At 72.9% G+C, this 24351-nt stretch carries 21 protein-coding genes and 1 pseudogene; 10 read left to right on the top strand and 12 right to left on the bottom strand.

What is annotated here, in order from left to right; genetic code table 11:
* Window positions 1-7: 7 nt before the first annotated feature.
* Window positions 8-2080 carry a phage holin family protein gene (locus NBY69_RS21240; protein ID WP_284348794.1) on the bottom strand — a complete coding sequence of 691 codons (2073 nt, stop codon included), beginning with the start codon at window positions 2078-2080 and terminating at the stop codon, window positions 8-10.
* 231 nt (window positions 2081-2311) lie between these two features.
* Between NBY69_RS21240 and NBY69_RS21235 the strand changes: the two genes are divergently transcribed.
* The 6 genes and pseudogenes from NBY69_RS21235 to NBY69_RS21210 all read left to right on the top strand — a co-directional run bounded on the left by NBY69_RS21235 (window position 2312) and on the right by NBY69_RS21210 (window position 7985).
* Window positions 2312-3082: an MBL fold metallo-hydrolase gene (locus NBY69_RS21235; protein WP_250302680.1), complete on the top strand. Its 771-nt coding sequence runs from the start codon at window positions 2312-2314 to the stop codon at window positions 3080-3082.
* Window positions 3079-3714 (top strand): DedA family protein, encoded by a 636-nt coding sequence (locus NBY69_RS21230; protein ID WP_250302677.1) that lies wholly within the window; start codon window positions 3079-3081, stop codon window positions 3712-3714. Before NBY69_RS21235 ends, NBY69_RS21230 begins: the two co-directional genes overlap by 4 nt.
* 174 nt (window positions 3715-3888) lie before the next feature.
* The gene (locus NBY69_RS21225) at window positions 3889-4863 is read left to right on the top strand and encodes an alpha/beta hydrolase (RefSeq protein ID WP_250302675.1); all 975 of its coding nucleotides are present in this window, start codon (window positions 3889-3891) and stop codon (window positions 4861-4863) included.
* Window positions 4856-6016 carry an acyltransferase gene (locus NBY69_RS21220; RefSeq protein WP_250302674.1) on the top strand — a complete coding sequence of 387 codons (1161 nt, stop codon included), beginning with the start codon at window positions 4856-4858 and terminating at the stop codon, window positions 6014-6016. Before NBY69_RS21225 ends, NBY69_RS21220 begins: the two co-directional genes overlap by 8 nt.
* Window positions 6009-7322, top strand: coding sequence for a sensor histidine kinase (locus NBY69_RS21215; protein ID WP_374211313.1), 1314 nt, complete (start codon window positions 6009-6011; stop codon window positions 7320-7322). Before NBY69_RS21220 ends, NBY69_RS21215 begins: the two co-directional genes overlap by 8 nt.
* Window positions 7319-7985, top strand: a pseudogene (locus NBY69_RS21210) (response regulator). The gene NBY69_RS21215 and the pseudogene NBY69_RS21210 overlap by 4 nt, the downstream one beginning before the upstream one ends.
* Window positions 7986-7999: 14 nt before the next feature.
* Here NBY69_RS21210 and NBY69_RS21205 read toward each other — a convergent pair.
* A complete protein-coding gene (locus tag NBY69_RS21205) occupies window positions 8000-9181 on the bottom strand; it encodes an MBL fold metallo-hydrolase (protein WP_250302672.1) in 1182 nt (393 codons plus the stop codon).
* A 31-nt stretch (window positions 9182-9212) separates the two neighbouring features.
* On the bottom strand, window positions 9213-10430 hold the full coding sequence (locus tag NBY69_RS21200; RefSeq protein WP_250302671.1) for an aminotransferase class I/II-fold pyridoxal phosphate-dependent enzyme: 1218 nt from the start codon (window positions 10428-10430) through the stop codon (window positions 9213-9215).
* 234 nt (window positions 10431-10664) lie between these two features.
* Between NBY69_RS21200 and NBY69_RS21195 the strand changes: the two genes are divergently transcribed.
* The 3 genes from NBY69_RS21195 (at window position 10665) to NBY69_RS21185 (ending at window position 13556) form a co-directional block, all read left to right on the top strand.
* Window positions 10665-12170 carry a bifunctional phosphatase PAP2/diacylglycerol kinase family protein gene (locus tag NBY69_RS21195; RefSeq protein ID WP_250302670.1) on the top strand — a complete coding sequence of 502 codons (1506 nt, stop codon included), beginning with the start codon at window positions 10665-10667 and terminating at the stop codon, window positions 12168-12170.
* Between the two features lie 107 nt (window positions 12171-12277).
* A complete protein-coding gene (locus tag NBY69_RS21190; protein ID WP_250302668.1) occupies window positions 12278-13087 on the top strand; it encodes a methyltransferase domain-containing protein in 810 nt (269 codons plus the stop codon).
* A 112-nt stretch (window positions 13088-13199) separates the two neighbouring features.
* On the top strand, window positions 13200-13556 hold the full coding sequence (locus NBY69_RS21185) for a VOC family protein (RefSeq protein ID WP_250302666.1): 357 nt from the start codon (window positions 13200-13202) through the stop codon (window positions 13554-13556).
* A gap of 27 nt (window positions 13557-13583) precedes the next feature.
* Here the strand turns inward: NBY69_RS21185 and NBY69_RS21180 are convergent, their stop codons facing one another.
* On the bottom strand, window positions 13584-14885 hold the full coding sequence (locus NBY69_RS21180) for a M48 family metallopeptidase (protein ID WP_250302665.1): 1302 nt from the start codon (window positions 14883-14885) through the stop codon (window positions 13584-13586).
* Between the two features lie 82 nt (window positions 14886-14967).
* Complete coding sequence (locus NBY69_RS21175) at window positions 14968-16947, bottom strand: DUF5107 domain-containing protein (RefSeq protein WP_250302664.1); 1980 nt, start codon at window positions 16945-16947, stop codon at window positions 14968-14970.
* Window positions 16948-17155: 208 nt separating this feature from the next.
* Here NBY69_RS21175 and NBY69_RS21170 point away from each other — a divergent pair, with 208 nt between their 5' ends.
* Complete coding sequence (locus NBY69_RS21170) at window positions 17156-17491, top strand: DUF6204 family protein (protein ID WP_250302663.1); 336 nt, start codon at window positions 17156-17158, stop codon at window positions 17489-17491.
* 69 nt (window positions 17492-17560) lie between these two features.
* Here the strand turns inward: NBY69_RS21170 and NBY69_RS21165 are convergent, their stop codons facing one another.
* From NBY69_RS21165 to NBY69_RS21135, 7 genes are all read right to left on the bottom strand, one after another.
* Entirely contained in the window at window positions 17561-17902 is a 342-nt protein-coding gene (locus NBY69_RS21165; RefSeq protein ID WP_250302662.1) for a hypothetical protein, read from the bottom strand.
* An 84-nt stretch (window positions 17903-17986) separates the two neighbouring features.
* Window positions 17987-18538, bottom strand: a complete 552-nt coding sequence (locus NBY69_RS21160; RefSeq protein WP_250302661.1) for a GNAT family N-acetyltransferase — start codon at window positions 18536-18538, stop codon at window positions 17987-17989.
* 50 nt (window positions 18539-18588) lie between these two features.
* Window positions 18589-18840, bottom strand: a complete 252-nt coding sequence (locus tag NBY69_RS21155; protein ID WP_250302660.1) for a LapA family protein — start codon at window positions 18838-18840, stop codon at window positions 18589-18591.
* Between the two features lie 162 nt (window positions 18841-19002).
* Window positions 19003-19935 (bottom strand): LD-carboxypeptidase, encoded by a 933-nt coding sequence (locus NBY69_RS21150; RefSeq protein ID WP_250302658.1) that lies wholly within the window; start codon window positions 19933-19935, stop codon window positions 19003-19005.
* Window positions 19932-21920: a prolyl oligopeptidase family serine peptidase gene (locus NBY69_RS21145; RefSeq protein ID WP_250302657.1), complete on the bottom strand. Its 1989-nt coding sequence runs from the start codon at window positions 21918-21920 to the stop codon at window positions 19932-19934. The genes NBY69_RS21150 and NBY69_RS21145 overlap by 4 nt, the downstream gene beginning before the upstream one ends.
* Before the next feature lie 13 nt (window positions 21921-21933).
* On the bottom strand, window positions 21934-23310 hold the full coding sequence (locus NBY69_RS21140; protein ID WP_250302656.1) for a M20/M25/M40 family metallo-hydrolase: 1377 nt from the start codon (window positions 23308-23310) through the stop codon (window positions 21934-21936).
* A complete protein-coding gene (locus NBY69_RS21135; RefSeq protein ID WP_250302655.1) occupies window positions 23303-24136 on the bottom strand; it encodes a M55 family metallopeptidase in 834 nt (277 codons plus the stop codon). Before NBY69_RS21135 ends, NBY69_RS21140 begins: the two co-directional genes overlap by 8 nt.
* Between the last annotated feature and the right edge of the window lie 215 nt (window positions 24137-24351).

Genomic DNA, 24351 nt, shown 5'->3' with positions numbered 1-24351 from the left:
TCCCCGTTCAGGCGGACTCGCCGGAGGGGGCGCCGTCCGTCGCGGGGCCCAGCGGAACCTGCGGGCCCTGGTCCTCGGCCAGCCAGCGCCGCAGGACGCGGTGCACCTGTTCGGCTCCGACCAGGTCGCCGCCCTCGGGTACCGGCGCGGAGAGGGCGAGCGGCGACAGCAGGAAGGGAGCCGACTGCTCGCCGCCCAGGCCGCCGTGCGAGCCGATCTGGCCCTCGAAGGCATGCACGGCGCCGGTCCCCGGGTCGTACATCGAATTGACCATGATGTCGGCGACGTGCGGGAAGGCGTCGGTCCGCCGCACGGCGTCCGCCGCGCCGGGGCCGAACGGCGCGAGCGGCCCCTCGCCGTCGGTCAGCTCCACGACCGGCACCTCGACGCCGCCCGCCCCGAGCACCACCGAACCGTGCTCGGCGCTGCCCATCAGCAGGAACCCGATCCCCGGGTGGTTGGCCAGCGTCGGCAGCAGCGCCGGGTGGCGGCGGTCCAGCTGCTCGCGGGTCATCCGTCCCGGCGCGTCAGGGAAGGAGATCAGCCCCAGATTGCCGGAAGCCAGCACGACCGGGTCGGACCCCGGCTCCGGCGACGGCTCACCATCGGCCGGCACCGGCCGGTGCAGCGCCACGCGCACCGCGGCCCGCGCCTCCGAACCGCTCTCGGTGCGCTGCGCCCTGCGCGGTACCGGCAGCCCGCAGCCCGCCCGCACCAGATCCTTCAGGGTGAGGCCGTACGCCCCCTCGAAGGTCTGGCCGGGGCTCTGCCCGTGGTCGGAGAGGAGCACGATCCGGTACGGCCTGGGGGCGTGCTCCTCGACCTTCGCGATCATCGCCAGCGAACGGTCCAGACGGGCCAGCACCTTCGCCGCGTCCCGGCTGCGCGGCCCGCTGTGGTGCGCCACCTCGTCGTACGCGACGAGATCGGCGTAGACCGCGGTGCGTCCGGCGAACATGTCGCCGATCACCGCGGTGACCACCACGTCGCGCTCCACCACGGTCGCGAAGGCCCGGATGAACGGGTAGAGACCGCCGCGCTTGATCCGTGGCTGCTCCTGACGCGCGCGGGCCCGTGTCGACTGGCCCATCTCCCGGCCGACCTCGGCGAAGAACGACATCGCGGTGCGTACCGCGTTGGCCGGGTCCGAGAAGTACGCGAAGTAGCCGGCGCGGGAGCGGTGGCGCCGGTCCCGCCGCGCGGCGACCGAGAGCACCAGGGCCAGCTCGTCGGCGCCACCGCTGAAGAGATTGCCCCGGCTCGCGCCGTCCACCATGAGCAGGCCGGCGTCGCCGGAGTGCTCCACCGCCCGCCGCTGCAGTTCGGCGGCGCTGGCCGGCCGGTTGCAGACCATGACGTCGCCGGTGTCCTTCTCGTACCAGCGGAAGGCCGGGACGTCGTGGTTGGAGCCGTGCAGGATGCCGAGCTGGCTGGCGCCGGTCTGGCTCGACCAGTCGGTGCGCCAGGCGTCGAGCCGGTGGGTGGAGCCGATCCATCCGGCGAGCGTGGGCATCAGCCCGTCCTCGACCGCGCGCAGCAGCGCCGCGTGGCCGACGCCGTCGAGCTGGAGGAAGACCATGCCGTGCGGCCCGCCGCGGCTCATGCCCTCGCCCTGTCTGCGCCGCCGCCGGGAAGCCAGCCGGGAGAGCCGTCGCCGGTACGCCTCGTCGTCGCGCACCGCGAGCGAGGTGGAGGTGGCGGAGGCGACGGCGGACATCACGGCCGCGACGACCACCGCGGTCTCCGGGTTGGAGGCGCCGCGCCCGTTCGGGATGAGGCTGAGGGCGACCAGCAGCAGCGAGCCGTTCAGGAAGAAGACCAGCAGGCCGAGCACGAGCGCCGGGACGAGCAGCAGTGCCCGTACGACCAGTGGCCAGACCAGCGCGCTCAGCAGTCCGAACGCACCGGCGCCCCACCCGGCGGTGATCGCCACCGTGGTGGCGCTGTCGCCGTTGTCGGACTCCAGCTTGAAGTCCGGCAGGATCCCCGCGAGGACCAGCATGGTGAGGGTGGACACCGCCCACACCACGATCACCCGGAACAGAGCGCTGCCCACCCTGTGCCATCGCCTTGCGGCCACGCCTCTGCCACCTCACGTCCGTCGGACCCCGTGCGGGCCCGCCGGCCAGTTTTTCACAGGACCGGAGTCGGACCAGGTCACCGCGGGGAGCCCTGGTCACGGAACCCGCGGACTCCCGTGGACGGGGCCTCACTCCCCATTTGCGGACCGGGCCGCATAGGGTCGTACAGGAATCCGGGGGTTCCGAGACGTCCGGGAGTTCCCGGGGATCCGAGCGTGAGGAGACGGCAGGTGCCGGTCGATGTGACCTGGTGGGGCCATGCCACCTGTACGGTCGAGGACTCCGGTGTCCGGGTGCTCACCGACCCGCTCTTCGCCCGTCGGCTGGCCCATCTCCGGCGCCGTCGCGGCGCCGTGCCACCGGCCGGAGCCACGGTCGCCCAGGCCGTGCTCATCTCGCACCTGCACGCCGACCATCTGCATCTGCCGTCCCTGGCGCGGCTGGCACCCGGCACCCGGTTGATCGCGCCCCGGGGCACGAGCCGCGCCGTGCCGGGGCTGCGGCGGCTCCGCCTGGACCTCACCGAGGTCGTCGCGGGTGACGAGGTGCGGGTCGCGGATCTGCTCGTCCGGGCGGTCCCCGCGCGCCACGACGGCCGCCGGATGCCGCTCGGGCCGCAGCGGGCGCCCGCGCTCGGCTTCGTGATCAGCGGTGAGGCGCGGACCTACTTCGCCGGGGACACCGGGCTCTTCGACACGATGGCGGAGGCGGTCGGCGAGGTCGACGTGGCGCTGCTGCCGGTCGGCGGCTGGGGCCCCTTCCTCGGGCAGGAACACCTGGACGCGCGGCGGGCCGCCGAGGCGCTGACGGCCCTGCGACCGCGCTCGGCCGTCCCGGTGCACTACGGCACGTACTGGCCGGTCGGGATGGACGGGGTCCGCCCGCACGAATTCCACACGCCCGGCGACGAGTTCGTCCGGCAGGCGGCGCTGCTGGCGCCCGAGGTGTCGGTGTACCGGCTCGCGCACGGCGAACAGGTGCGGCCCGAGGTGGCCCGGTGATCCCTGAACTCGTGAGCCAGGTACCGGCGGAGTCCACCCAGCAGGCCGTCGGCTACCCGTCGCTGTTCCTGCTGGTGGTGCTGGGGTCCCTGGTCCCGGTGGTACCCACGGGGGCGCTGGTGAGTTCGGCGGCCGTGGTCGCCCTGCACCAGACGGACCCGTTCGCCCTGCTCTTCGTGTTCGCCGTCGCGTCCTGCGCCGCGTTCCTCGGGGACCTCACGCTGTACTGGCTCGGCCGGCGCGGCGTGCACTCCAGGAACGGTTCGCGCTGGCTGGAGGCGCTGCGCAAGCGGGTCCCGCAGGCACGTCTGGTGAGCACCCAGGAGAGGCTCGACAAGCACAGCAAGTCGGTGCTGGTCCTCTCCCGGCTGGTGCCGGCCGGACGGATCCCGGTGATGCTGGCCTGCCTGCTCGGCGGGATGCCGCTGCGCAGGTTCGCCCTCGCGGACGTACCGGCCTGTCTCGCCTGGGCCGCCGCGTACCAGCTCATCGGGATACTCGGCGGCTCGCTGTTCGACGAGCCGTGGAAGGGCGTGGTCGTGGCGGTCGCGCTGACGCTGCTGGTCAGCGGGGCGCCCGCGGGGTGGCGCAGGATCCGGGCCGCCCGTACCGGATCGCCCGCGGCCCGCTGAACGGGCCCGCGCACAGCGGCTCTTGAGCCCGATCGACCCTTCCCTGTAGGCCCCGTAGTACTTCAGAGCTACCAGGAAGGTTCGGCCGTCCGCGGGACGCCGGCCACAGGGGGCGCTCCCTAACTTCGGTACCGGAAAGCACGACCGTCACCCGGTACGGAAGGACCGTCCTCCATGGAGTCCCGCCCGCGCAGCAGCCGCTTGCGCCGCGCCCTGCTCGCCGCCCTCGTCACCGCTTCGGTGGCCGTGCCGGTGTCGGGGGCGGCCCGCCCAGCGGCTGTCCCGGCCCCCGCCCCGGCGCACCTCTCACCCCTGCGGGCGGTGACCCCCGCGACCCTCGCCGAGCGGTACGCGGCCACCCGTGCGGACGTCGTGGCGGCCGAGCACGCGGCCACCGCCCACGGTGACCGGAAGCGGGCCGCCGCGCTGCGCGCCATGGCGAAGCCCGCGCGTCACTTCCTCACCTTCGACGGCCGCGACGGGGGTCGCACCGCCGAGGTGTTCGGCGACCTGTTCCGGGCCGGGCGGATCGCCGTACTGGTCCCGGGGTCGGACACCGACCTGGACCGGTACGGGCGCCTCCGGAACGGCGCCGCGGCGCTCCAGCACGAGCTGGGCCGCGGGTCCGCCGTCGTCGCCTGGCTCGGGTACGGGACACCGGGCACGGTGAGCCCCGCGGTGCTGACCCCCGGCCGCGCGAACGCCGCCGCCCCCGCTCTGCGCACGTTCACGGCGGAGTTGGGCGCGATCGAACCCACCGCCCGCATCTCCGTCCTGTGCCATTCCTACGGATCGGTGGTGTGCGGCCGGGCCGCGTCGGGGCTCGGGGCCGGGGTGTCGGACATCGTCCTGTTCGGCAGCCCCGGCGCCGGGGCGAGCAGCGCCGCGGCGCTGCACACACGGGCCACCGTCTGGGCGGGCCGGAGCAGCGGTGACTGGATCTCCGACGTGCCGCACGTACAGCTCCGGCTCCCGTTCCTCACGGTCGGACTGGGCGCCGATCCGGTCTCGCCGAAGTTCGGCGCCCGGGTCTTCGCTGCGGGCCACGGCAGCCACAGCGACTACCTGAAACCCGGTTCCGAACCGTTGCGGAACCTCGCCCGGATCGTCTCGGGGCAGACCCCTTCCGAGGAGGACCGTCATGCGTGACCTCGTCCGGCGCATCGATGCCGCGACGCCGCCCGACCGTGACCGGGCCGTCGACGCGCTGCGCGCCCTCGCCATCCTCGGTGTGGTGCTCGGCCACTGGCTGGTGAGCGCCCTGGTCGTGGACAGCGGTACCGTGCACGCCGCCAGCCCGCTCCAGCACATGCCCGGACTCACCCCGGTCTCCTGGGTGTTCCAGACCCTGGCGGTCTTCTTCCTGGTGGGCGGGCGGGTGGGGACGCGGAGTTACGCCGCGGCCCGCGCCCGGGGCACGACGTACGGGCAGTGGCTGGGCGCCCGAACGGCCCGGCTGAGCAGGCCGGTCGCCGCCGTCCTGGTGGTGTGGGCGGTGGCCTCGGTCGCGATGCTCGTCTCCGGGGTCGGCCTCGACACCCTGTACGCGCTGCTGAAGCTGGTGCTGTCACCGCTCTGGTTCCTGCTGGTCTTCGCGGCGCTGACCGCGGCGACCCCGCTGGTCGCCCGGGTGCACCCGCTGTGGCCCGTCGCCGTCGTGCTCCATGTCGACCTGATCCGGTTCGGTCTCGGCGGGCCGTCCTGGCTCGGCTGGATCAATGTGGCGGCCGGCTGGCTGGTCCCGTACTCGCTCGGCGCGGTCTGGGCACGCGGCGGGCTGCGGGGGCGCCGGACCGGGTGGGCCCTGCTGATCGGGGGCGCGGCCGGCACGGTTCTCCTCGTTCTGTTCGCCGGTTACCCGGCCTCCATGGTCGGGGTGCCGGGCGCCGCGATATCCAACCTGGATCCGCCCACGCTGGCGGCGGTCGCCTTCGGTCTCGCCCAGTGCGGGGCGGCGGTCCTGCTGCTCGGTCCGCTGCGCCGGGTGCTGCGCCGCCCCGCCCTCTGGGCCGCGGTGGCGCTGGTCAACCTCTCCGCGATGACGGTCTTCCTCTGGCACCAGACCTCGATGATGGCGGTCACCGCGGTCGGCATGCTCACCGGGCGGACGCTGCCCGGCCTGCACACCGTCCCCGACGGCCCGGGATGGGTGTACGCCCGGCTGGCCTGGCTGCCGGTGTTCGCGGTGGCGCTGCTGGTGTGCTGGACGGCGTTCCGTACCTACGAGCAGGGGCGGCGGCGTGGCTCCACGGTCGTACGGGAAGGGGTACCGGCAGTGAACAGGGGGGCGCGGCATGCCTAGGGTGACGCGTGTGACGGGGAAGGCGTGGGACAAGGAGCATCTGGCGGGGGCCCTGCGGAGGCTGCCGCGCACCTTGCGCGAGGACCTCTGGACCGCGCCCGTCGATCCGCTGCCGCCGGCGGGAACTCCGGGATGGGCCGCCTGGCGCCCGGTGTTCGTGATGCTCCTGCTGTTCGGGGCGGTGCCGGTCGCGGTGTTCCACGTGCAGGACATGGTGCCGCACGACGGGGTTTCCGGAATCCCCGCGTACACCGTCCTTCTCGCCCTGCTCCAGGGCGCGGCGCTGGTCGCCGGGGTGTACCGGCCGCTGACCGCCTGGTGGGCGATGACGGCCCTCACGGCCGTGGTCCTGCGGGTCGGGGAGCCGGTGGTGGGCCCGGACCTGTTGTTCCCCTGGAGTCCGACCGGGATGGCCCTCCAGGGCGGGGCGCTGTTCCTGCTGGCGCTGCGGGTCCATCCGCGGCGCTCGGCCGAGGCGTTGGCGATCACCCTGCTGACCGGGCTGGTCTGCAGCGCCTTCACCACCCAGGTCCACAACTACGACACTCCGCGCGCGATCCCGGTCCTCCTCGCCACCGTGGTGGTCGGCGCCTCGCTGCGCGGCCTGCGGGTGGCCCGCAGCGAAGTCGTCACCCAGGCGGGGCTGACCGCCGAGGAACGGGCCCGGCGCACCCTGCTGGAGGAGCGCAACCGCATCGCCCGTGAACTGCACGACGTGGTCGCCCACCACATGTCGGTGATCTCCATCCAGGCGCAGGTGGCCCGCCATCTGGTCGAGGACCCGTCCGACGAGCTGACGGAGAACCTCGCGGGCATCCGCGAGAACGCCGTCGACGCGCTGAACGAACTGCGGCGGGTGCTGGGCGTGTTGCGCTCCGAGGACGCCTCGTCCGAAGGGCTGCGGCACGCGCCCCAGCCCACGCTGGGCCGGCTCGACGAGCTGATCGGCAAAGTACGCGGGGCCGGGCTCACGGTCGTCTCCGAGACCACCGGCGGACGGCGCCCGCTCCCTCCCGGTGTGGAGCTGACCGTCTTCCGCATCGTGCAGGAGGCGCTCAGCAACGTGCTGCGTCACGCACCCGACGCGACGGCCCGGGTGGAGATCGGGTACCGGTCGGCCGGGGTCACGGTCCGGGTCGCCAACACCGCGCCGGGCGGAACTCCCGTACCCGGGCGGGGGATGGGACACGGGCTGCTCGGTATGCGCGAGCGCGCTGCCATGCTGGGCGGTGACTTCGCCAACGGGCCGACCCCCGGAGGGGGGTACGAGGTCGTGGCCGTGCTCCCCCTGGAGGATTCCGTATGACCATCCGCGTACTGATCGCCGACGACCAGATGATGGTCCGTCAGGGGTTCACGGTGCTGCTCGACGCCGAACCCGGCATCGAGGTCGTCGGTCAGGCGGTGGACGGCCTCGACGCGGTGGCCAAGGTGGCCGAACTCGCCCCGGACGTCGTCCTGATGGACATCCGGATGCCCGGAATCGGCGGCATCGAGGCGACCCGCCAGGTCACCGGACCGGCCGGCGCGACCGTCAAGGTCCTCGTCCTGACGACGTTCGACCTGGACGAGTACGTGTACGAGGCGCTGCGCGCGGGCGCGTCCGGGTTCCTGCTGAAGGACGCCTCGGCCGAGGAACTCGCGCGGGCGGTACGGGTGGTGGCGGCCGGTGACGCCCTGCTCCCCCAACATCACCAAGCGCCTCATCGCCGAGTTCTCCCGGATGGCCGACGCCCCCCGCGCCCCGCTCAAGGAACGCGTAGGAGACCTGACCGGACGCGAGACCGAGGTCCTGTCACTCATCGCGCAGGGGCTGTCCAACGCGGAGATCGCCGGGCGGCTGGTGGTCGCGGAGCAGACGGTGAAGACCCATGTGAGCCGGATCCTGGTCAAGTCGGGGCTGCGCGACCGGACCCAGGCCGCGGTCTTCGCGTACGAGACGGGGCTGGTGCGCCCGGCCGGGCCGTGACGGCGGCCACCGGCTCACAGGACGCGGGACCCGCCCACCGGGAGGTCCCACAGTTCGTCGCGCGGGCGCCCCGCGAGCTGCCAGGCGGCCCGGACCCGGGTCAGCGGTTCGAGCACCGGCTCGGCCGAGAGCAGGAACGTTCCCCAGTGCATGGGAGCCATCCGGCGCGCACCGAGGTCCTCGCAGGCCGCGACCGCCTCCTCGGGGTCGGTGTGCACGGGGCCGAGCATCCAGCGGGGGTCGTACGCCCCGATCGGCAGCAGTGCCAGGTCGATGCCGGGATGGCGGCGGCCGATCTCCTTGAACCAGCGGCCGTATCCGGTGTCGCCCGCGAAGTACACGCGCTGCCCCTGCTGGTCGCTGAGCACCCAGCCGCCCCAGAGCGAACGGCAGGTGTCGGTGAGGGTGCGCTTGGACCAGTGGTGGGCGGGCACGAAGTCGAGCCGGACGCCACCGGTCTCGGCCGCTTCCCACCAGTCGAGTTCGGTGACCCGGGTGAAGCGGCGGCGCCTGCACCAGCGGCCCAGACCGGCCGGGACGAAGAGCGGGGTGTCGCGCGGGAGGCGTTTGAGGGTGGGGGCGTCCAGATGGTCGTAGTGGTTGTGGCTGATGACCACCGCGTCGATCCGCGGGAGGTCCGCCCAGCGGACGCCGACCGGGGTGACCCGGGCCGGCGTGCCGAGGATCCTGCGCGACCAGACCGGGTCGGTGAGGACGGTGAGTCCGCCGATGCGCACCACCCAACTGGCGTGCCCTGCCCAGGTGACCGCGACGGTGGTGGTGTCGGTCTCGGGCAGTGGGGCGGGGGCGTAGGGCAGTAACGGGATGTCGCGGAGCCCCTCGGGCCTCGGGCGGGCGGCGCCTTCGCGGGCCAGCCGGGCCATCGCCCGGACCCCTGGCAGCGGGGCGGTGAGGCGGTCGGCGAAGGACTTCGGCCAGCTGCGGATCTCGCCCGGCGGACGCAGGACGCCCGGCGGCCGGGTGCGGGTCGGTGCGGACGCCTGCGCGGTGGACCGGCCTGCGACGGACGGACCGGGAGTGGACGGGCCTGCGGTGGACCGGCCCGGAGCGGACCGGCCAGGAGCGGACGGGCCTGCGACGGACGGGCCCCGGTCCGGACGCCGGACGTCCGGCTCCGGCTGACGCTGCTGGTGCGACGGCGGCTCGGCGAGGGAGCTCTCGGTCTGTTCCGTCATCGAGGGGCTCCGTCCGGTGGCGGTGAGGAATTCATCGCAGTTGCTCCAGGGCCGACGTGAAATGACTCAACGCACGGGCCACATGCGGCAGTTCGAGTGGCTCCGCCGAGGTGAGGGACTCCAGACGTTCCTCCGGGGTTGACCCGAGGAGCGGGCCCGTCGTGAAACGCACCCGCAGCGCGGCCGGATCGTCCCCGAAACGATGGCCGCCCGGCGCCGGGGCCCCGATCCGCCGGTCCAGGTAGTCCTCCAGTTCCATGGCGTCGGTGACGCCCCGGGACTCCAGCCCCGGGCGCAGCGGCCCGAGGTCGGCGTAGAAGTGCCGGCCCGCTTGCGGAGGGCGGGCCAGCGCGCCCGCGGCGAGCACCGCCCGGTGCGCGGCGCCGGCCACCCGTCCGTACAGTTGGGCCGCCTGCCCGGCCCTCTCCCGTACGGTGTCCGGCTCGCTCAGCGCGTGGGCGGCGGCGGCTGCGACCGGTCCGGCCACCACCGTGCCGATCGCCGTGATGACGTCGAGGGTCCTGGCGCGCCGGGCGGCCCCGTCGGCCGTGTCCGGGAACCGGGCGACGGCCACCGGCCAGGCGGTCGGGATGAGCGATCCGGCCGGATCGACGAGGACGGTCACCGCCTCCGGGCACATCTCGGCGGGGCTGAGGAGCACGGTCCTGCGCGGCCGGTGCCGGGTGTCGTTCCAGGTCTCGTCGCTGATGATGTGCAGCCCGGCGGAGACGGCGGCCTCACAGGCCTCGTGCACCACCTCGGGCGGCGCGACCGTGCCGGTCGGGTCGTCGGCCACGGAGAGCAGCAGCAGCCGGGGGTCACCGCCCTCGTCCCGCACTCTGCGCACGGTCTCCAGGAGCGCGTACGGGTCGGGGACCCCGCCGCACTCCGCCGGGGTCGGCACCGGGTAGGCGGACCGGCCGAGGAGACGGGCCTGCGGTATCCACCAGGCGGGGCACGGACGGGGCACCAGCAGGTCCCCGTGGTCCGCGGCGAGCAGGGCGAGGAGCAGCGACGGGGCTCCTCCGGCGGCGGCTACGTCCGCGGGCCCGCAGCCCAGTCCGCGCCGGGTCCAGTAGCCTGCGGCGGCCTCGCGCAACGCGGCGCCGCCGCCCGGCGGTTCGGGGGCGATGCGCGGGGCGGCCCCGGCGAGTACGGCGGCGAGCTCGGGAAGCACCGGCAGGCCGGGGCCCGGAGCGAGTGGTCCGTAGCGGACAGGGCCGCGGCTCTCCGGAACCGTCCGCTGCATGCCCGTACCTCCGCTGCTCGTCGGCCCCTCCGAGACCTTTATACGTAGATTTGCCCGACCGGGCGACCGTGGCCGGAGGCATCACTCGCGTCGGACGGGGTACGACGACCGGTCACCGGATGCCGGAAGTCACCACCGTCCGGCGGTGGACCGGCACCCGGACGGAACCGGGTCCACCTCGGCACCGACCGACACGCCACGCACGACGCACGACGAACGAGAGGGTTGATCGCCATGGCATTCGCCGTTCCCCACAGCGGTCCGGGGCACTACCGGCGGCTCGCCGCCTGGCTCGGCACCCAGGACCGGGCCCTGTTCCGGACCGCGGCGAGCAAGCGCTGGCCCGCCGCCGGTCCGCTGCTGCCCCGGCTGAGCAGCAGCGCCAACCACGGGCTGCTCTGGTTCGGCGCCGCCGCCGGGATCGCCGCTCTGGGCGGCTCCACCCGGGCCCGCAGGGCCGCGGTGCGCGGGCTGGCCTCACTGGCCGTGGCCTCCGCCGTCGCCAACACTGCGGGCAAGCGGTCGGTCCGCAGGACGAGACCGGTGCTGGACGCCGTCCCGGTGGTGAGGCAGCTGAAACGGCAGCCGGTCACCACCTCCTTCCCGTCCGGGCACGCGGCTTCGGCCGCGGCCTTCGCGACGGGCGTCGCACTGGAGTCGAGGGGCTGGGGTGCGGCTGTCGCACCGCTCGCGGTGAGCGTGGCGGCCTCGCGGATCTACACCGGCGTCCACTATCCGAGTGACGTCCTGATCGGGGCGGCGCTCGGCGTCGGCGCCGCCTTCGCGGTGCGCGGGCTCGTACCGACACGGGCCCAGCTTCCCGCACCGGGCCGCCCGCACACGGAGGCCCCGATACTGCCCGGCGGCCAGGATCTGGTCGTCGTGGTCAACAAGGCATCGGGTACGGCCGCCGCCAAGGCCGCTCTGGTCCGCGCCGCCCTGCCGCTCGCCGAGATCGTGGAGTGCGAGCCCGGCGAACTGGTCACCGCACTGGAGAAGGCCGCGGGCCGGTGCCGGGCGCTGGGCATCTGCGGCGGGGACGGGACGGTCAACCGGGCCGCGGTCGTCGCGGCCCGGCGCGGTGTGCCGCTTGCCGTCTTCCCCGGTGGCACCCTCAACCACTTCGCGTACGACGTCGGGATCGAGGAGGTCCACGACACCTGCCGGGCGCTGGCTTCCGGGGACGCGGTCAAGGTCGACCTGGGGCGCTTCACCCCGGGGCCGCAGGGCGGGGCGGGCGGGTCCGGGCACTTCCTCAACACGTTCAGCCTGGGCGCCTATCCGGAACTGGTGCGGATCCGGGAACGCTGGTCACCGAGGATCGGCGGCTGGCCGGCCGGTGTCCTGGCGGCGGCGAAGGTGCTCGGTTCCGAGCAGCCGCTCCAGGCCGAATTCCACGGGGAGCGCAGGTCGCTGTGGACGCTCTTCGCGGGCAACGGCATGTACCAGCAGATGGGTCCCACGCCCGGCAGGCGTTTCGATCTCGCGGACGGGCTGCTCGACGTACGCGTGGTGCACGGCGGGCGGCTGCCCGGACTGCGGCTGCTGGCCGCCGCGCTCGCCGGACCGCTGTCCCGTTCCCCCGTGCACGCGGCGGAACGGCTGCGGCGGGTACGGATCGCGGGGCTCGCTCCGGGGACGCTGCTCGCGTTCGACGGCGAGATCACCGAGGCGCCCGCCGAACTCTGGATCGACAAGGACGACGAGGCGCTCACGGTCTACCGCCCGCTCCCGCTCTAGGCCGTGTCCATATCTCAAGACGGAAATCTCACGATCCGACATGAGCGTCTACGGTGATCCCCATACCTCGGACGCATAGTCGCGACGACGAATGAGGGAGATCCGTCATGCCGAAAGAGACAGCCGTCTATACGCACGGACACCACGAGTCGGTACTGCGCTCGCACACCTGGCGCACCGCCGCCAACTCCGCGGGCTACCTGCTGAACGAACTCAAGCCCCACATGCAGATCCTGGACATCGGCTGCGGCCCCGGCACCATCACCGCCGATCTGGCCGGGCTGGTCCCCGAAGGCCGGGTCACGGGTGTGGACATGGCGCCCGCGATCGTCGAGCAGGCGCGCGCCCTGGCCGCCGAACGCGGCCTGGACAACACGGACTTCGCGGTGGCGGACATCCACGCGCTGGACTACCCGGACGACAGTTTCTGTGTCGTCCACGCCCATCAGGTGCTCCAGCACGTGGGCGACCCGGTCCAGGCGCTGCGCGAGATGCGGCGGGTGACCAAGCCCGGCGGCATCATCGCGGTGCGCGAGAGCGACTACGGCGCGTTCGCCTGGTACCCCGAGCCCCCGGTCATGGACGACTGGCTGGACCTGTACCACCGGGTCGCCCGCGCCAACGGCGGTGAACCGGACGCCGGACGGCGGCTGTTCTCCTGGGCCCGGCAGGCGGGACTCACGGACATCAGGTCGACGGCGTCGACCTGGGTCTTCGCCACCCCGGAGGAACGCGACTGGTGGGGCGGCCTGTGGGCGGACCGCACGGTCGCCTCGGTCTACGCTGAGAAGGCGGTGGCCGGCGGCCACGCGACGCGGGACCAGCTGACCGCGGTCTCCGCGGCCTGGCGGGAGTGGGCCACGCACGACGACGCGTGGTTCATGGTCCCGCACGGCGAGATCCTCTGCCGGGTCTGACGACCACCGGCCGGGACGGCGGCTGCGGGCTGCGGGCTGCGGGCTGCGGGCTGCGGGCTGCGGGGATTCGATCTCCTGGCCCGCGCCCGCCAACCCAACTAGGCTTCTCCCCATGGAGATTCTGGGCACCACGCTGCGTATCTGCGTCGACGACCTCGACACCTCGGTGTTCTTCTACGAACGCCTCACCGGAAGCAAAGCGCTGCGCTTCGAGCGCGGCGGTGTGTCGGTCGCCGCGGTCGGTTCCTTCCTGCTGATGAGCGGCCCGGAGTCGGAGCTGGAGATCCTGCGCAAGGTGACGGCGACCATCGCGGTCCGCGACCTCGCCGACGCCGTCACCACGCTCAACGATGTCGGCGCCAAGATCATCGTGGGGCCGCTGCCGACGCCGGCCGGAAGCAACCTGATCGCGGTACACCCGGACGGTTCGGTGTTCGAGTACGTCGACCGGAAGACGGCCCAGGACTGACCCCGTTCGTACCCGGCCCGGCACTCATCAGCCGAGACCTCGGACGACCGCTCGGGCCACCACGGCCCGCGCTCCCGCGAGTTCGGCAGCGACGGCTTCCACGGTGGCGCTGTCGGCCACGACCTCCGCCGCACAGGGCTCGCTCTCGGCCAGCAGCTGACGTCGCAGATGGGTCGGCGGATGGGTGGAGTTCACGCTGTGGCCACGTCGCACGCTGACCCGGCGCAGCCGCTCGCGCTCGTGCTCCGGTACGGATGCGGTGTGGTCGACGACCCGTTCCCACAGTTCTGGACCCACGGTGCGGGCGTCCCTCCCCCTGCTCCGTGACCGGGCGGCGACCGACAGCCTGCGCAGTTCGTCCTCGACGGCGCTGCTCGCGGACAGCCGGTCCATCAGCGCGACGGCCGCCTCGCTGGAACCTGCCCGCGCGCCCTTGCGGTCCGCCAGGTACTCGCCACGCTGAGTGGCCCGCAGAGTGAGATGGTCCAGCAGGAGCGCCGTACCGATGACCATCCATCTGGGCAACGCCAGGGCCCAGTCGACAAGGGTCTGTTGCAGTGTCGGCCGGGAGGTCGGGGCCAGGGCGGAGTACCAGAAGGAGAGAGATTCAAACGCGGGCGCGATCACCGCTCCGTGCCGTATGTCCCCGTTGGCGTAGTGACCGAGTTCATGGCCGAGCAGGGCGATGCGCTCTTGCGGCGCAAGGGGCTCCCACAGGCACAGCCCGAGGAACAGCAGGCGGCGTCGGCGTATGCCCCACGCGGTGACCGCGGCGTTGGCGCTCGCGTCGACCAACACCACATCCACTCCTCGGGTGCCCACCGACTCCGCGACCCGGTCGATCAGCCCGAAGAGTGCCGGGGCGTCCGTCCGGTGCAAAGGCACCCCGCCCTCGGGGAATCGCATGAACCGCGGACGCAGTCCCACCGCCAGCAGGATCAGCGCGAGGCCGCAGACCGGCTGGACGACGGTGCTCCAGCCGAGGACGACGAGCAGGACGCCCGCGACGGCGAGAGCGGCGGTCACCGCGTGCACCGCGAGCGCCACCACCTGAGCGAGCACACTGATGAGATCCCGGTGGGGCCTGAGCTCACTGCCCTGCGACAGTTCTGTGTACAGCTGTTCCCCATGGCGGCGGGCCAGCTTCCTGCGGGCCGCGTCGAGCCGTCCGGGCTCCGGCTCGGGAGCACCCGGATCGGCGTTCCAGTCACAGGCGAGGCACCAGGTGACGAAGCGTTCGTTCTTCACCACGGCCGCGCCGCACTCCGGGCAGTCCTGCCGTACCTGTCTCGTGCCGTCCGCGTTCGTGGCAGCGTCGAGCTCCGTCATGGTCCCTCCCCCGGGCGGTCCCTCCCCAGGGCCGCCCACCTGCCCGCGGCGATCTTGCGACGGGCAGGCGGACTGTAGCTGATCAGCCCCCGGGACGCATCCGGTACTCGTAGGCGGCCGGCAGGGGTTCGTCCGTCAGGGACGACCAGGTGTCGTTCAGGACCTCCGCGCCCTCCCGGAGGTCCGCGACCTCGAAGCCCGTGTCGAAGATCGCGCGCGCCGCCCCGATGTCGCCCTCGGCGAGGAGCAGTCGGGACTCGATGAGGCGGAACCGACCGCGGGCGCGGATCGCGGGGCTCAGTGTGCACCAGACCTTGCGGGCGTCGGTGGCGCGTCCCACCGCGAGCAGCGCGTCGATCGTCTCGCGGGCCAGGGACGCGGTCACCGCGGTCCAGGCCTGGCCGTCGCGGCGCTCGTCGCCGAGGTCGTTGCAGAGGTCGTCGAAGGCTTCGGCGTAGCGGTCGGCGGCCCGTTCGCCGTGGCCGTCGCACTGGTCGGCCACCGCCAGGCAGCGCAGCAACGGCCAGCGGGTCAGGGCCGGTTCCAGGCCGCGTTCCCAGCTGCGCACCGCCTGCGCCCGGTCGCCCTCGTGCCACTGGGCGACACCCAGGTGGTACTCGGTGAGCGGGTCGGCTGCCGCCGTCTCCAGCATGTCGCGCCAGTGCCTGCCGACGAGGGAGGGGCCGGGCGGGGTGGCCGGGCGCGGGGCCGGGAAGACGCCCGAGTGGTAGAGCTCCAGCCAGGGCTGCTGCTCGTCGCCGAGCGTCGAATCGTCGAAGGGCGTGCCGGGGAGTTCATGTCCCCCGCGCAGGACTTCGAGCGCGCCCCAGCCGGACCCGGTGGCCAGCGTCTCGTGGGGTTCCCGGTCGGCGCAGGCGTACCACGCCTCGTACGCGGCCTCGACCCGGGCCCGCGGCAGGACCGCTTCGAGTCGGCTCTCCGCCTCGGTGCGGGCCGCGGCCCAGTCGTCGCCGTGCACCGTCGACGGCTCGGCGGCGAGCGGCCCGTACGCCTCCAGCCAGCTGAACTCGGCGCCCGCTTCGAGCCGTACGTGCTCCAGCTGGGTCCGCGCGAGGCCCGCCTGGATCTCCGCGTACCCGGGGGTGTCCGGCTGGGTCAGCCACTGCTGCCAGCGGCGGCCCCCGGTGCCCGAGCCCCAGAGGAAGAGCTTGCGGCCCCGCAGTTGGTCGGTCGAGGTCTGGACGAGCCCCTGGCCGGTCGCGTCGAGGGAGGTGATCCACTTCCTCGCCTCGGGCGGGACCTCGTAGAAGTAGTCGGCCGGGTACTCGCTGCGCAGCGGGTACGTCCGGTCGGCGCCCTCCCAGTCGGGGACCGGCACGCGGCGCAGGCTGCGCTCGTACCCGAAGTGCCAGGCCTCGTCGGCGGGGGCCAGGATCCGGGTGGTCTCGTCCTCGGGTACCGCGATGTTGGACCACCAGTAGGTGGGCACGGTCTGCTCGTGCGGGTTGCGGACCCGCACACCGACATAGAGGAAGTCGGAGTCCTCCGGCAGCCACAGGTCGACCTGGAAGGGCAGATCGCGCAGTCGCTCCCACTCCCAGAGCCGCAGCATCTCACCGCCGTCGGGGGCGGTCACCAGTGCGGCGTGCAGCGGGGCGCAGCTGAGGGTGGTGTGGCCGGTCGCGCCGATGTTCCACTCGATGCCGCCGGAGAACCAGGCGCCGTTGAGGGCGAAGTCGGCGGGCTGGAGGACGGGGTTGCGGTAGAGCAGTTCCCGGCCGGTCGGCTTGTGGAACAGCGAGTGGATACGGCCGCCGAGGCCGGGGAGCACCGTGGCCCGCAGCCGGTCGTTCTCGATCACTATGGTGTCGATGCCGGTGGGCATCCGCTCCCGGCCGTACCCGTCGAGCACGCGCACCGGCAGGAGCGTACGCAGCGGTTCGTAGCCGACCTGACGGGCCATGTCGTGCGGCAGGTCGTCCCGCCCCTCGGTCTCCACCGTGTGCATCTCGTCGAGCGGGCGCAGCGCCGGGAGAGGGTTCTCCGGCCCCAGTGGGGCCGCGGGCAGGGTCAGTACGGCACGTCGCACGGTCGTGGCCAAGGGAACCTCACTCGCTCGCGGGGCGCCGTCCGGCCGGCACCCGTAATGACCATGGAACACCGATGGCCCGGGTCTGACCAGGGGTTCCCGGGGTCAGTTTTGAGGTGACCGAAAGCGGGCCGGGGGCGCGTAAACCTGCTGGCAGTGCTCCGGTCCCGCCCCGTACGCTGCGGCGGTACGGCGTACACCGAGAAAGAGGACGGACGAGATGGCCGAGCAGCACACCTACCGGGTGATCGTGCGGGGTACCTGGAACGGGCTGACGGACGCCTCGCGCGCACGGCTGCTCGCCGAGGTCGACGACCACGGGCTGGCGCAGATGCACTTCACCGAGCAGGGAACGCTCACCTACGACCGCGCGCTGACCCACTTCTCGTACCGCTACGTCGTCGTCTCGGACGCGGCGGACGGCGCGGAGATGGCGGGCGTCATCGCCGAGGACCGGGCCGAGACCGCGCTGAAGGAACTCGGCCACGGCTTCGGCCCGTTGCGCTCGACCGTCACGGACATGGACACCATGAAGATCAACCGCAAGGGGCGCTGAGCGGCCCGGCGCCGCGCGCGGGCCGCCGCTCCCCCGGCTGCCGACCTCACCGGGGCGACCCCACATCGGTCACCCGTGCAGGACGCCCTGCGGGTTCAGCAGTACGAGTACGACCCCCACCGCCACCAGCACTCCGAGCAGGCCGAGGAGGCGACGCCGTTTGCGCGGCGCTCTCCGCGGTCGCTGCGGTCCGGGGTCGGCCCGCCATCCGGCGGGACGGATGCCCGCAGCGTCCTGCTGCCGCAGCCGCTCGGTCACCATCCGCGCCCGCGCCGACGGTTCCTTGGGCGCTGTGGCCCTTATCGCACGCTCGCTGTCCTGCTCGAACTGCACCCACACCTCGTCGGGCAGCACGGGTTCCCCCTCGGCCGCGCCCGAGTGTTCCCCGGATACAGGCGGTCTCTGCGTCATGTAACGGCCCCCCACAGGCAGATCGGTCAAGCCTGATGATCTACCAGCACCGGGGGCTCGCACACAAATCCGGATGCTGTCGCCTCAGCGGACCAACTCGGCTGTGATCGCCCAGCGTTGGTGGTCGCGCCAGGCCCCGTCGATGAGGAGGAAGTCCGGCGAGTACCCCTCCAGCCGGAATCCGGCCCGGCGTACCAGCGCGAGCGAACCCTCGTTCGCGGGCTGGATGTTGGCCTCCAGGCGGTGCAGCCCGAGCGGCCCGAACGCGTACCGCGTCACCAACGCGAGCCCCTCCGCCATCAGTCCGCGGCCCGCCGCGTGCGCGAAGGCTCCGTAGCCGAGTGTCCCGCTCAGGAAGGCGCCCTCGACGATGTTGTTGATGTTGATGAATCCGGCGATGCGGCCCGCCGGGTCGCCCTCGCGTGCGCACACCAGGAATCCGGCCTTCGCCGGGTCCTCGATCAGCCGGCGGGCGTACAGCAGGAAGCCCTCGGTGTCCTCGGGCGGGAAGAGCCAGGGGTGATGCAGGCTCCGGCTCTCCCGTGCCAGCCCGGTGAACTCCTCGGCGTCCTCGTAGGAGAAGAGGCGTATGCCCACGCGGGCGCCCTCGGCGAGATATGTGGTTGTCTCGGACATCGCGCCAGATTAACCGGGCAGCTGCGGCAGGTAAGGGCCGGTGGGGATCCTCATCGGTTGCGCCGTCTGAAGAAGTAGCCGCCGCAGAGCGCGCCGACCACGAACATCCCCAGCAGCGCCGCCCAGAGCCGCATGGTGACCTCGGGGACCAGCAGCCGGATCGTCACCCGCTGGGTGTTCTCGAAGATGAGGACGAGCGCCAGGGCCACCACCACGAGCCAGGCGATCCGGCCCGGTGTGAACCAGCCGCTGAGACCGCTCCTGTCGCTCCTGTCGCGCCTCTCTGCATCCCTGGGGCTCATGACCTGCTCTTCTCCTCGGGTACGGGGCACCGCCTCCGGTACCAGGATGGTCGGATCCGGAGACCGGGGGCGGCTGGAGCGGGCCGTACGGGTGAGAGCGGTCCGGTCGGGGCGGCTCAGGTCGGGGCGGCTCCAGTCGAGGGCGGTTCCGATCAGGGCGGCTCAGGTCAGGGCCGGAACCTCCAGCGTGAGGGTGCCCGCGTCGGCGTCGAGCACCGCCGGGACACCGAGCGGAATGGTCTCCGCCGCGGTGCAGTGTCCGAAGCCCAGTTCCTCGACGACCGGCACACCCAGTCCGCCGAGCCGGTCGAGCAGCACCGCCCGCACGTCGTCGTACGGACCGCAGTCGACCCAGGAGCCGAGGGCGATCCCCGCGACACCGTCCAGCCAGCCGGAGCGGATCAGTTGGGTGAGGATGCGGTCGAGCCGGTACGCCTCCTCCCCGATGTCCTCGATGAGCAGCAGCCCGCCGCGCACCGACGTACGGGCCCGGGGAGTGCCGAGATCCGCGGCGAGCAGCGAGACGCACCCGCCGACGGTGATCCCGGCCGCCCTGCCGGGCAGCAGGGTGCGGGCGGTGCCGAGCCCGAGTGTGCGCACCGACTCGGGCTCGAAGAGCGTGGCCCGCAGGGACTCCTGGGTGTGCGCGTCCTCGAAGGAGGAGAGCGCCGCGGTCATCGGTCCGTGCAGCGTGGAAAAACCCGCCCGTACGGCGAACGCCTCGTGCAGCGCCGTCACATCGCTGAAGCCGACGAACACCTTGGGTCCGGCCGCGCGTATCGCCTGCCAGTCGAGCAGGTCGACCATGCGCTGCACGCCGTATCCCCCACGCGCGCACAGGACGGCGGAGTACGACGGGTCGCACCAGGCGTCCTGGAGATCACGGGCGCGCGCCTCGTCGGTACCCGCGAGATAGGTGAACCGCGGGTGCCTGTCGAGTACATGAGGCATCACGACCGGGTCCAGGTCCCAGCTCCGGAGGATGTCGAGGCCCACCGCGAGGCGGTCCCCGGGCACCGGTCCACTGGGAGACACGACGGCGACCCTGGCCCCGGGCCGCAGCCGCGCGGCCCGGGACAGCGGCAGGAGAGTCACTTGTCCAGCTCCAGGGCCGGGATGTCCGGACGGTCGATGCCGAAGGTCTGGGCGTACAGCGAGAACTCCGCCTCCAGCGCCCGGATCATGGTGTCGGCCCGGCGGAATCCGTGCCCCTCGCCCTCGAAGGTGAGATAGGCGCGCGGCACGTCCCGGCCCGCCATCCGCGCGAGGAAACGCTCGCACTGCACCGGCGGACAGATGACGTCGTCGAGCCCCTGGAGCAGCAGGAACGGAGCGGTGACCCGGTCCGCGTGCTGCGCGGGCGAGCGCTCGCGGTAGCGGTCGGGGACCTCCGCGAACGGCCCGATGAGGCTTTCCAGGTACTGGGACTCGAAGTCGTGGGTGCCGTCCTCCGACGCCCAGTCGGTGAGATCCAGGATGGGGTAGATGACGGTGCCGCAGGCGTAGACATCGGTGGACGCCAGCGAGGCGGCCGAGGTCCAGCCGCCGGCGCTGCCGCCGCGGATCGCGAGGCGGGCCCGGTCGGCGGTGCCCTCGGCGGCGAGTGCCTCGGCGACGGCCGCGCAGTCCTCGACGTCGACGACACCCCACTGTTCGCGCAGCCGGTTGCGGTACTCCCGGCCGTACCCGGTCGATCCCCCGTAGTTGACGTCGGCGACGCCGATGCCGCGCGAGGTGAAGTAGGCGATCTCCAGGTCGAGTACGAGCGGGGTGTGGCTGGTGGGTCCGCCGTGCGCCCACACCACGTAGGGCGGCAGTTCGGTGCCGGGGGCACTGCGGTCCGGGCTGTGCGGCGGGTAGACATGGGCGTGGATCTCGCGCCCGCCGGGCCCGGTGAACGTCCGGGCCTGAGGATCCGGGTAGTACGCCGGGTCCACCGCGTCCTCGTGCGGGGAGCCGATGACCCGGGTGTGGCCGGTCCGGGTGTCGAGTTCGACGATCTCGAACGCGCTGCGCGGGCCTGCCGCCAGGCCGACGACCCGGCTGCCGTACGCGGACAGGGTCGAGGCCCACTCGGTCCAGGGGCCCGCCGCGTCGACGAGTTCGCCGGTCTCGGGGTCGAGTACGCCGAGCGCCGTCGAGCCCTTGCCGTGGACGACGGCGATCAGGCCGTCATCGAGCGGCTCGAACCACTTCTGGCCGACCTTCCAGAGCGGCCCGCCGAACTCCTCCTCGCGGGCGCAGAGCGCGACCGCGCCGCGGTGCGGGTCCCCCCGGTAGAGGTTCCACCAGCCGGTGCGGTCGGAGGCGAACAACAGCGCTCCGTCCGCGGCCCAGTCGACCTGCGCGACGGACTCGTCGGGTCCCCCGGCGAGGTGCCGCGCGGCCGTGAAGGATCCGTCGTCGGTGACGTCCGCGAGCATGACGTCGGTGCCGTCCCACGGCATCCGCGGGTGGTCCCAGCCGATCCAGGCCGCCCGCCGCCCGTCCGGCGAGAGCCGCGCGCCGGTGACGAAGCGGTGCCGGCCGTCGGTGAGTTCGCGTACCGCGGAGCGGTCGTCGGCGGCCGAGCCGTCCAGCGGTACCGCGGCGATCACCCGGCGCACGTCGGTCGGCGACCCGCCGGTGAACTCCTCCAGCACGCACCAGACTTCACCCCGGTCCTGGTGGACCGTCGGGTCCACCCAGCGGAGCCCGCCGCCCAGCGGGGAGACAGGGGTGAGCGGCCTCGGCGCGGCGCCCTGCGGGTCGTCCGGTTCGTAGGCGTAGAGCCGCTGGTCCGCGAAGTGCACGAAGACCACGAGCGGGCGGCCGTCGGCGCGCACCGTGCCGGCCCACGGCTGTCCGCCGTACTCGATGACCCTGCTGCGCACGTTCCACGGCGCGGGCAGTACGGACTCCTCGCTGCCGTCCGCGCGCCGGCGCACCAGCGCGCGCCGCCCGGCCTCGGCCGGGCGCGGCGCCGTCCACCACACTTCCTCGCCGACCGTTCCGATGTGATCCGGCCGGCCGTCGCGCGAGGCCGCGAGTGCGGCGTCGATCGGCGAAGGCCAGGTGCCGTAGGCCCCGATGGGTGCCATGTCCCCCACTCCCCTATGCAGTACGCAGATAGTGATCGAGTACCCGGACGCCGAAGTGCAGTGCGTCCACCGGTACCCGTTCGTCGACCCCGTGGAACAGGGCCTGGTAGTCGAAGCCGGGTGGCAGTTTCAGCGGCGAGAAGCCGTAGCCGGTGATCCCGAGGCGGGAGAACTGCTTGGCGTCCGTGCCGCCCGACATGCAGTACGGGACCACGTGCCCCTCGGGTGCGAAGCGCTCCACCGCCGCACGCAGTTTCGCGTACGTCGGCGAGTCGACCGGCGCCTGGAGCGCCACCTCGCCGTGGTCGAACTCCCAGTCGACGTCCGGCCCGGTGAGCCGGTCGAGTGTCTCTCGGAACTCCTCCTCGGCGCCGGGCAGCATCCGCCCGTCGACGTACGCCGTGGCATGCCCCGGGATCACATTGACCTTGTAACCCGCTTCCAGCATCGTCGGATTGGTGCTGTTGCGGACGGTCGCCTCCACCAGGGCTGCCGCCGGGCCGAGCTTCGCGAGCAGCGCGTCCACGTCGAAGTCCGGTGCGGTGGTGTCCGTGTCGATGCCGTGCAGGGCGGCGATCTCGGTGAGCGCGGCACGCACGGTCGGGGTGAGCCGGACCGGCCACTGGTGCTCGCCGATCCTGGCGATGGCGGCGGCGAGCCGGCTCACCGCGTTGTCCCGGTTGACCTTGGAGCCGTGTCCGGCCTTGCCGTGTGCCGTGAGCTTCAGCCAGGCCGTGCCCCGCTCCCCCGCCGCGATGGGGTAGATCGGCAGGTCGTGCCCGGCGTGGAAGGTGAAGGCCCCGGACTCGCTGATGCCTTCCGTGCAGCCCGCGAAGAGCCCGGGATGGTGGTCTGCCAGGAAGCCCGAGCCGTCGACGGCGCTCGCCTCCTCGTCCGCGGTGTACGCGATGACGATGTCCCGGCGGGGGCGCACGCCCTCCCTGGCCCAGCCACGGACGACCGCGAGGACCATCGCGTCCATGTTCTTCATGTCGACCGCGCCACGGCCCCACACGACACCGTCGCGGACCTCGCCGGAGAACGGGTGCACGGTCCAGTCGTCGGGCTCGGCCGGTACGACGTCGAGATGCCCGTGGACCAGCAGCGCGTCGGCCGACGGATCGGTGCCCTCGATCCGCGCCACCACGTTGGTCCGCCCGGGGGTACGTTCCAGGAGGGTCGGCTCGATACCCGCGTCGGCCAGCCGCTCGGCGACGTACTCCGCGGCGGGCCGCTCCCGGCAGTCCCCGCCGCCGCGGTTGGTGGTGTCGATACGGATCAGCTCCGAGGTGAAGCGCACCACCTCGTCGAGCGCCACGCCGTCCGGGGCCGCCGGGTCCGGCGCTGCCGCGCCGGGCGACGCCGTCTCCGGTGAGGTCACGTCAGCCATACTGTTCCTCCACTGCGGACGAGACGATCGTCGTGACCGCCTTGAAGGTCCGAATGCCTTCGTACATCGTCCCGCTGGTGTACGCGACGCGCCGCTCGCCCGTCCGTCGGACACCCGGGACGACGGTCGCGGCGCCGGTCAGGTGCTCCGCGTCGAACTCCAGCTCGACCGTGAAGGAGTCACCGCTCACCGGTTCGTAGCGCACGGCGAGCGCGGCGGCGTCCGCGGCGGCGCTCCGGATGTCCGCGGCCGTACGGGCCGGGGTGCGGCAGACGGCCGCGTACCGCGAGACATGGTCCTTCACGGCGACCTTGCGGGCCTGTGGCGCGTAACCCAGCGCGTCCTCGCAGGCCAGATCGTCCCCGGTGACGAGGACCACCGGCACGCCGTACTCCGCGACGACATGGGCGTTCAGCAGGCCCTCGCTCGCCCGTACGCCGTTGAGCCAGACACCGGTGATCGAGTTGGCGAGGTAGGTGTGCGCGAGCACACCCTCCATGCCTGCACCCGTGTGATAGCCGATGAAGGCGATGCCGTCCACGTCGCCGTGCTGGACGCCCTCGACCATGGACAGTGATTTGTGACGGCCGGTGAGCATCTCGACCCGCTCGTCGAGCTGCTCGATGAGCAGATTGCGCATGGACCAGTGGGCTTCGTTGACGAGCACCTCGTCGGCGCCCCCGTCGAAGAAGCCGAGAGCTGCCGCGTTCACATCGGACGTGAACAGGGAGCGGCAGCGCTCCCACTGCGCGGAGCCCGGGAGTACGTCGCCGGGCCAGGTCACACCGGTCGCGCCCTCCATGTCGGCGCTGATGAGGATCTTCATGCCTCGGAACCGTACGCGCTGCCGAGCCGCCTCAGCCAGAGCTGTGGATAACTATCGGTGGTCCAGACCAGTGAACTCACCTCGTACGGCCCACGACCAGCGCTTCCCGCGGAGCGGCCGGCCCCAGGGTCAGAACCTGTCCGGTCGGCCCTGCGGCTCGTCGAGGTGGACCGACGGATGCGACGGCGGGGCGGGCGCAACCACCGCTCCCGCAG

The organism is Streptomyces sp. A 4/2, assembly GCF_940670765.1.
Classification (GTDB): domain Bacteria; phylum Actinomycetota; class Actinomycetes; order Streptomycetales; family Streptomycetaceae; genus Streptomyces.
The sequence above is the reverse complement of the archived record's forward strand: the minus strand, read 5'-3'. Positions and strand labels throughout refer to the sequence as shown.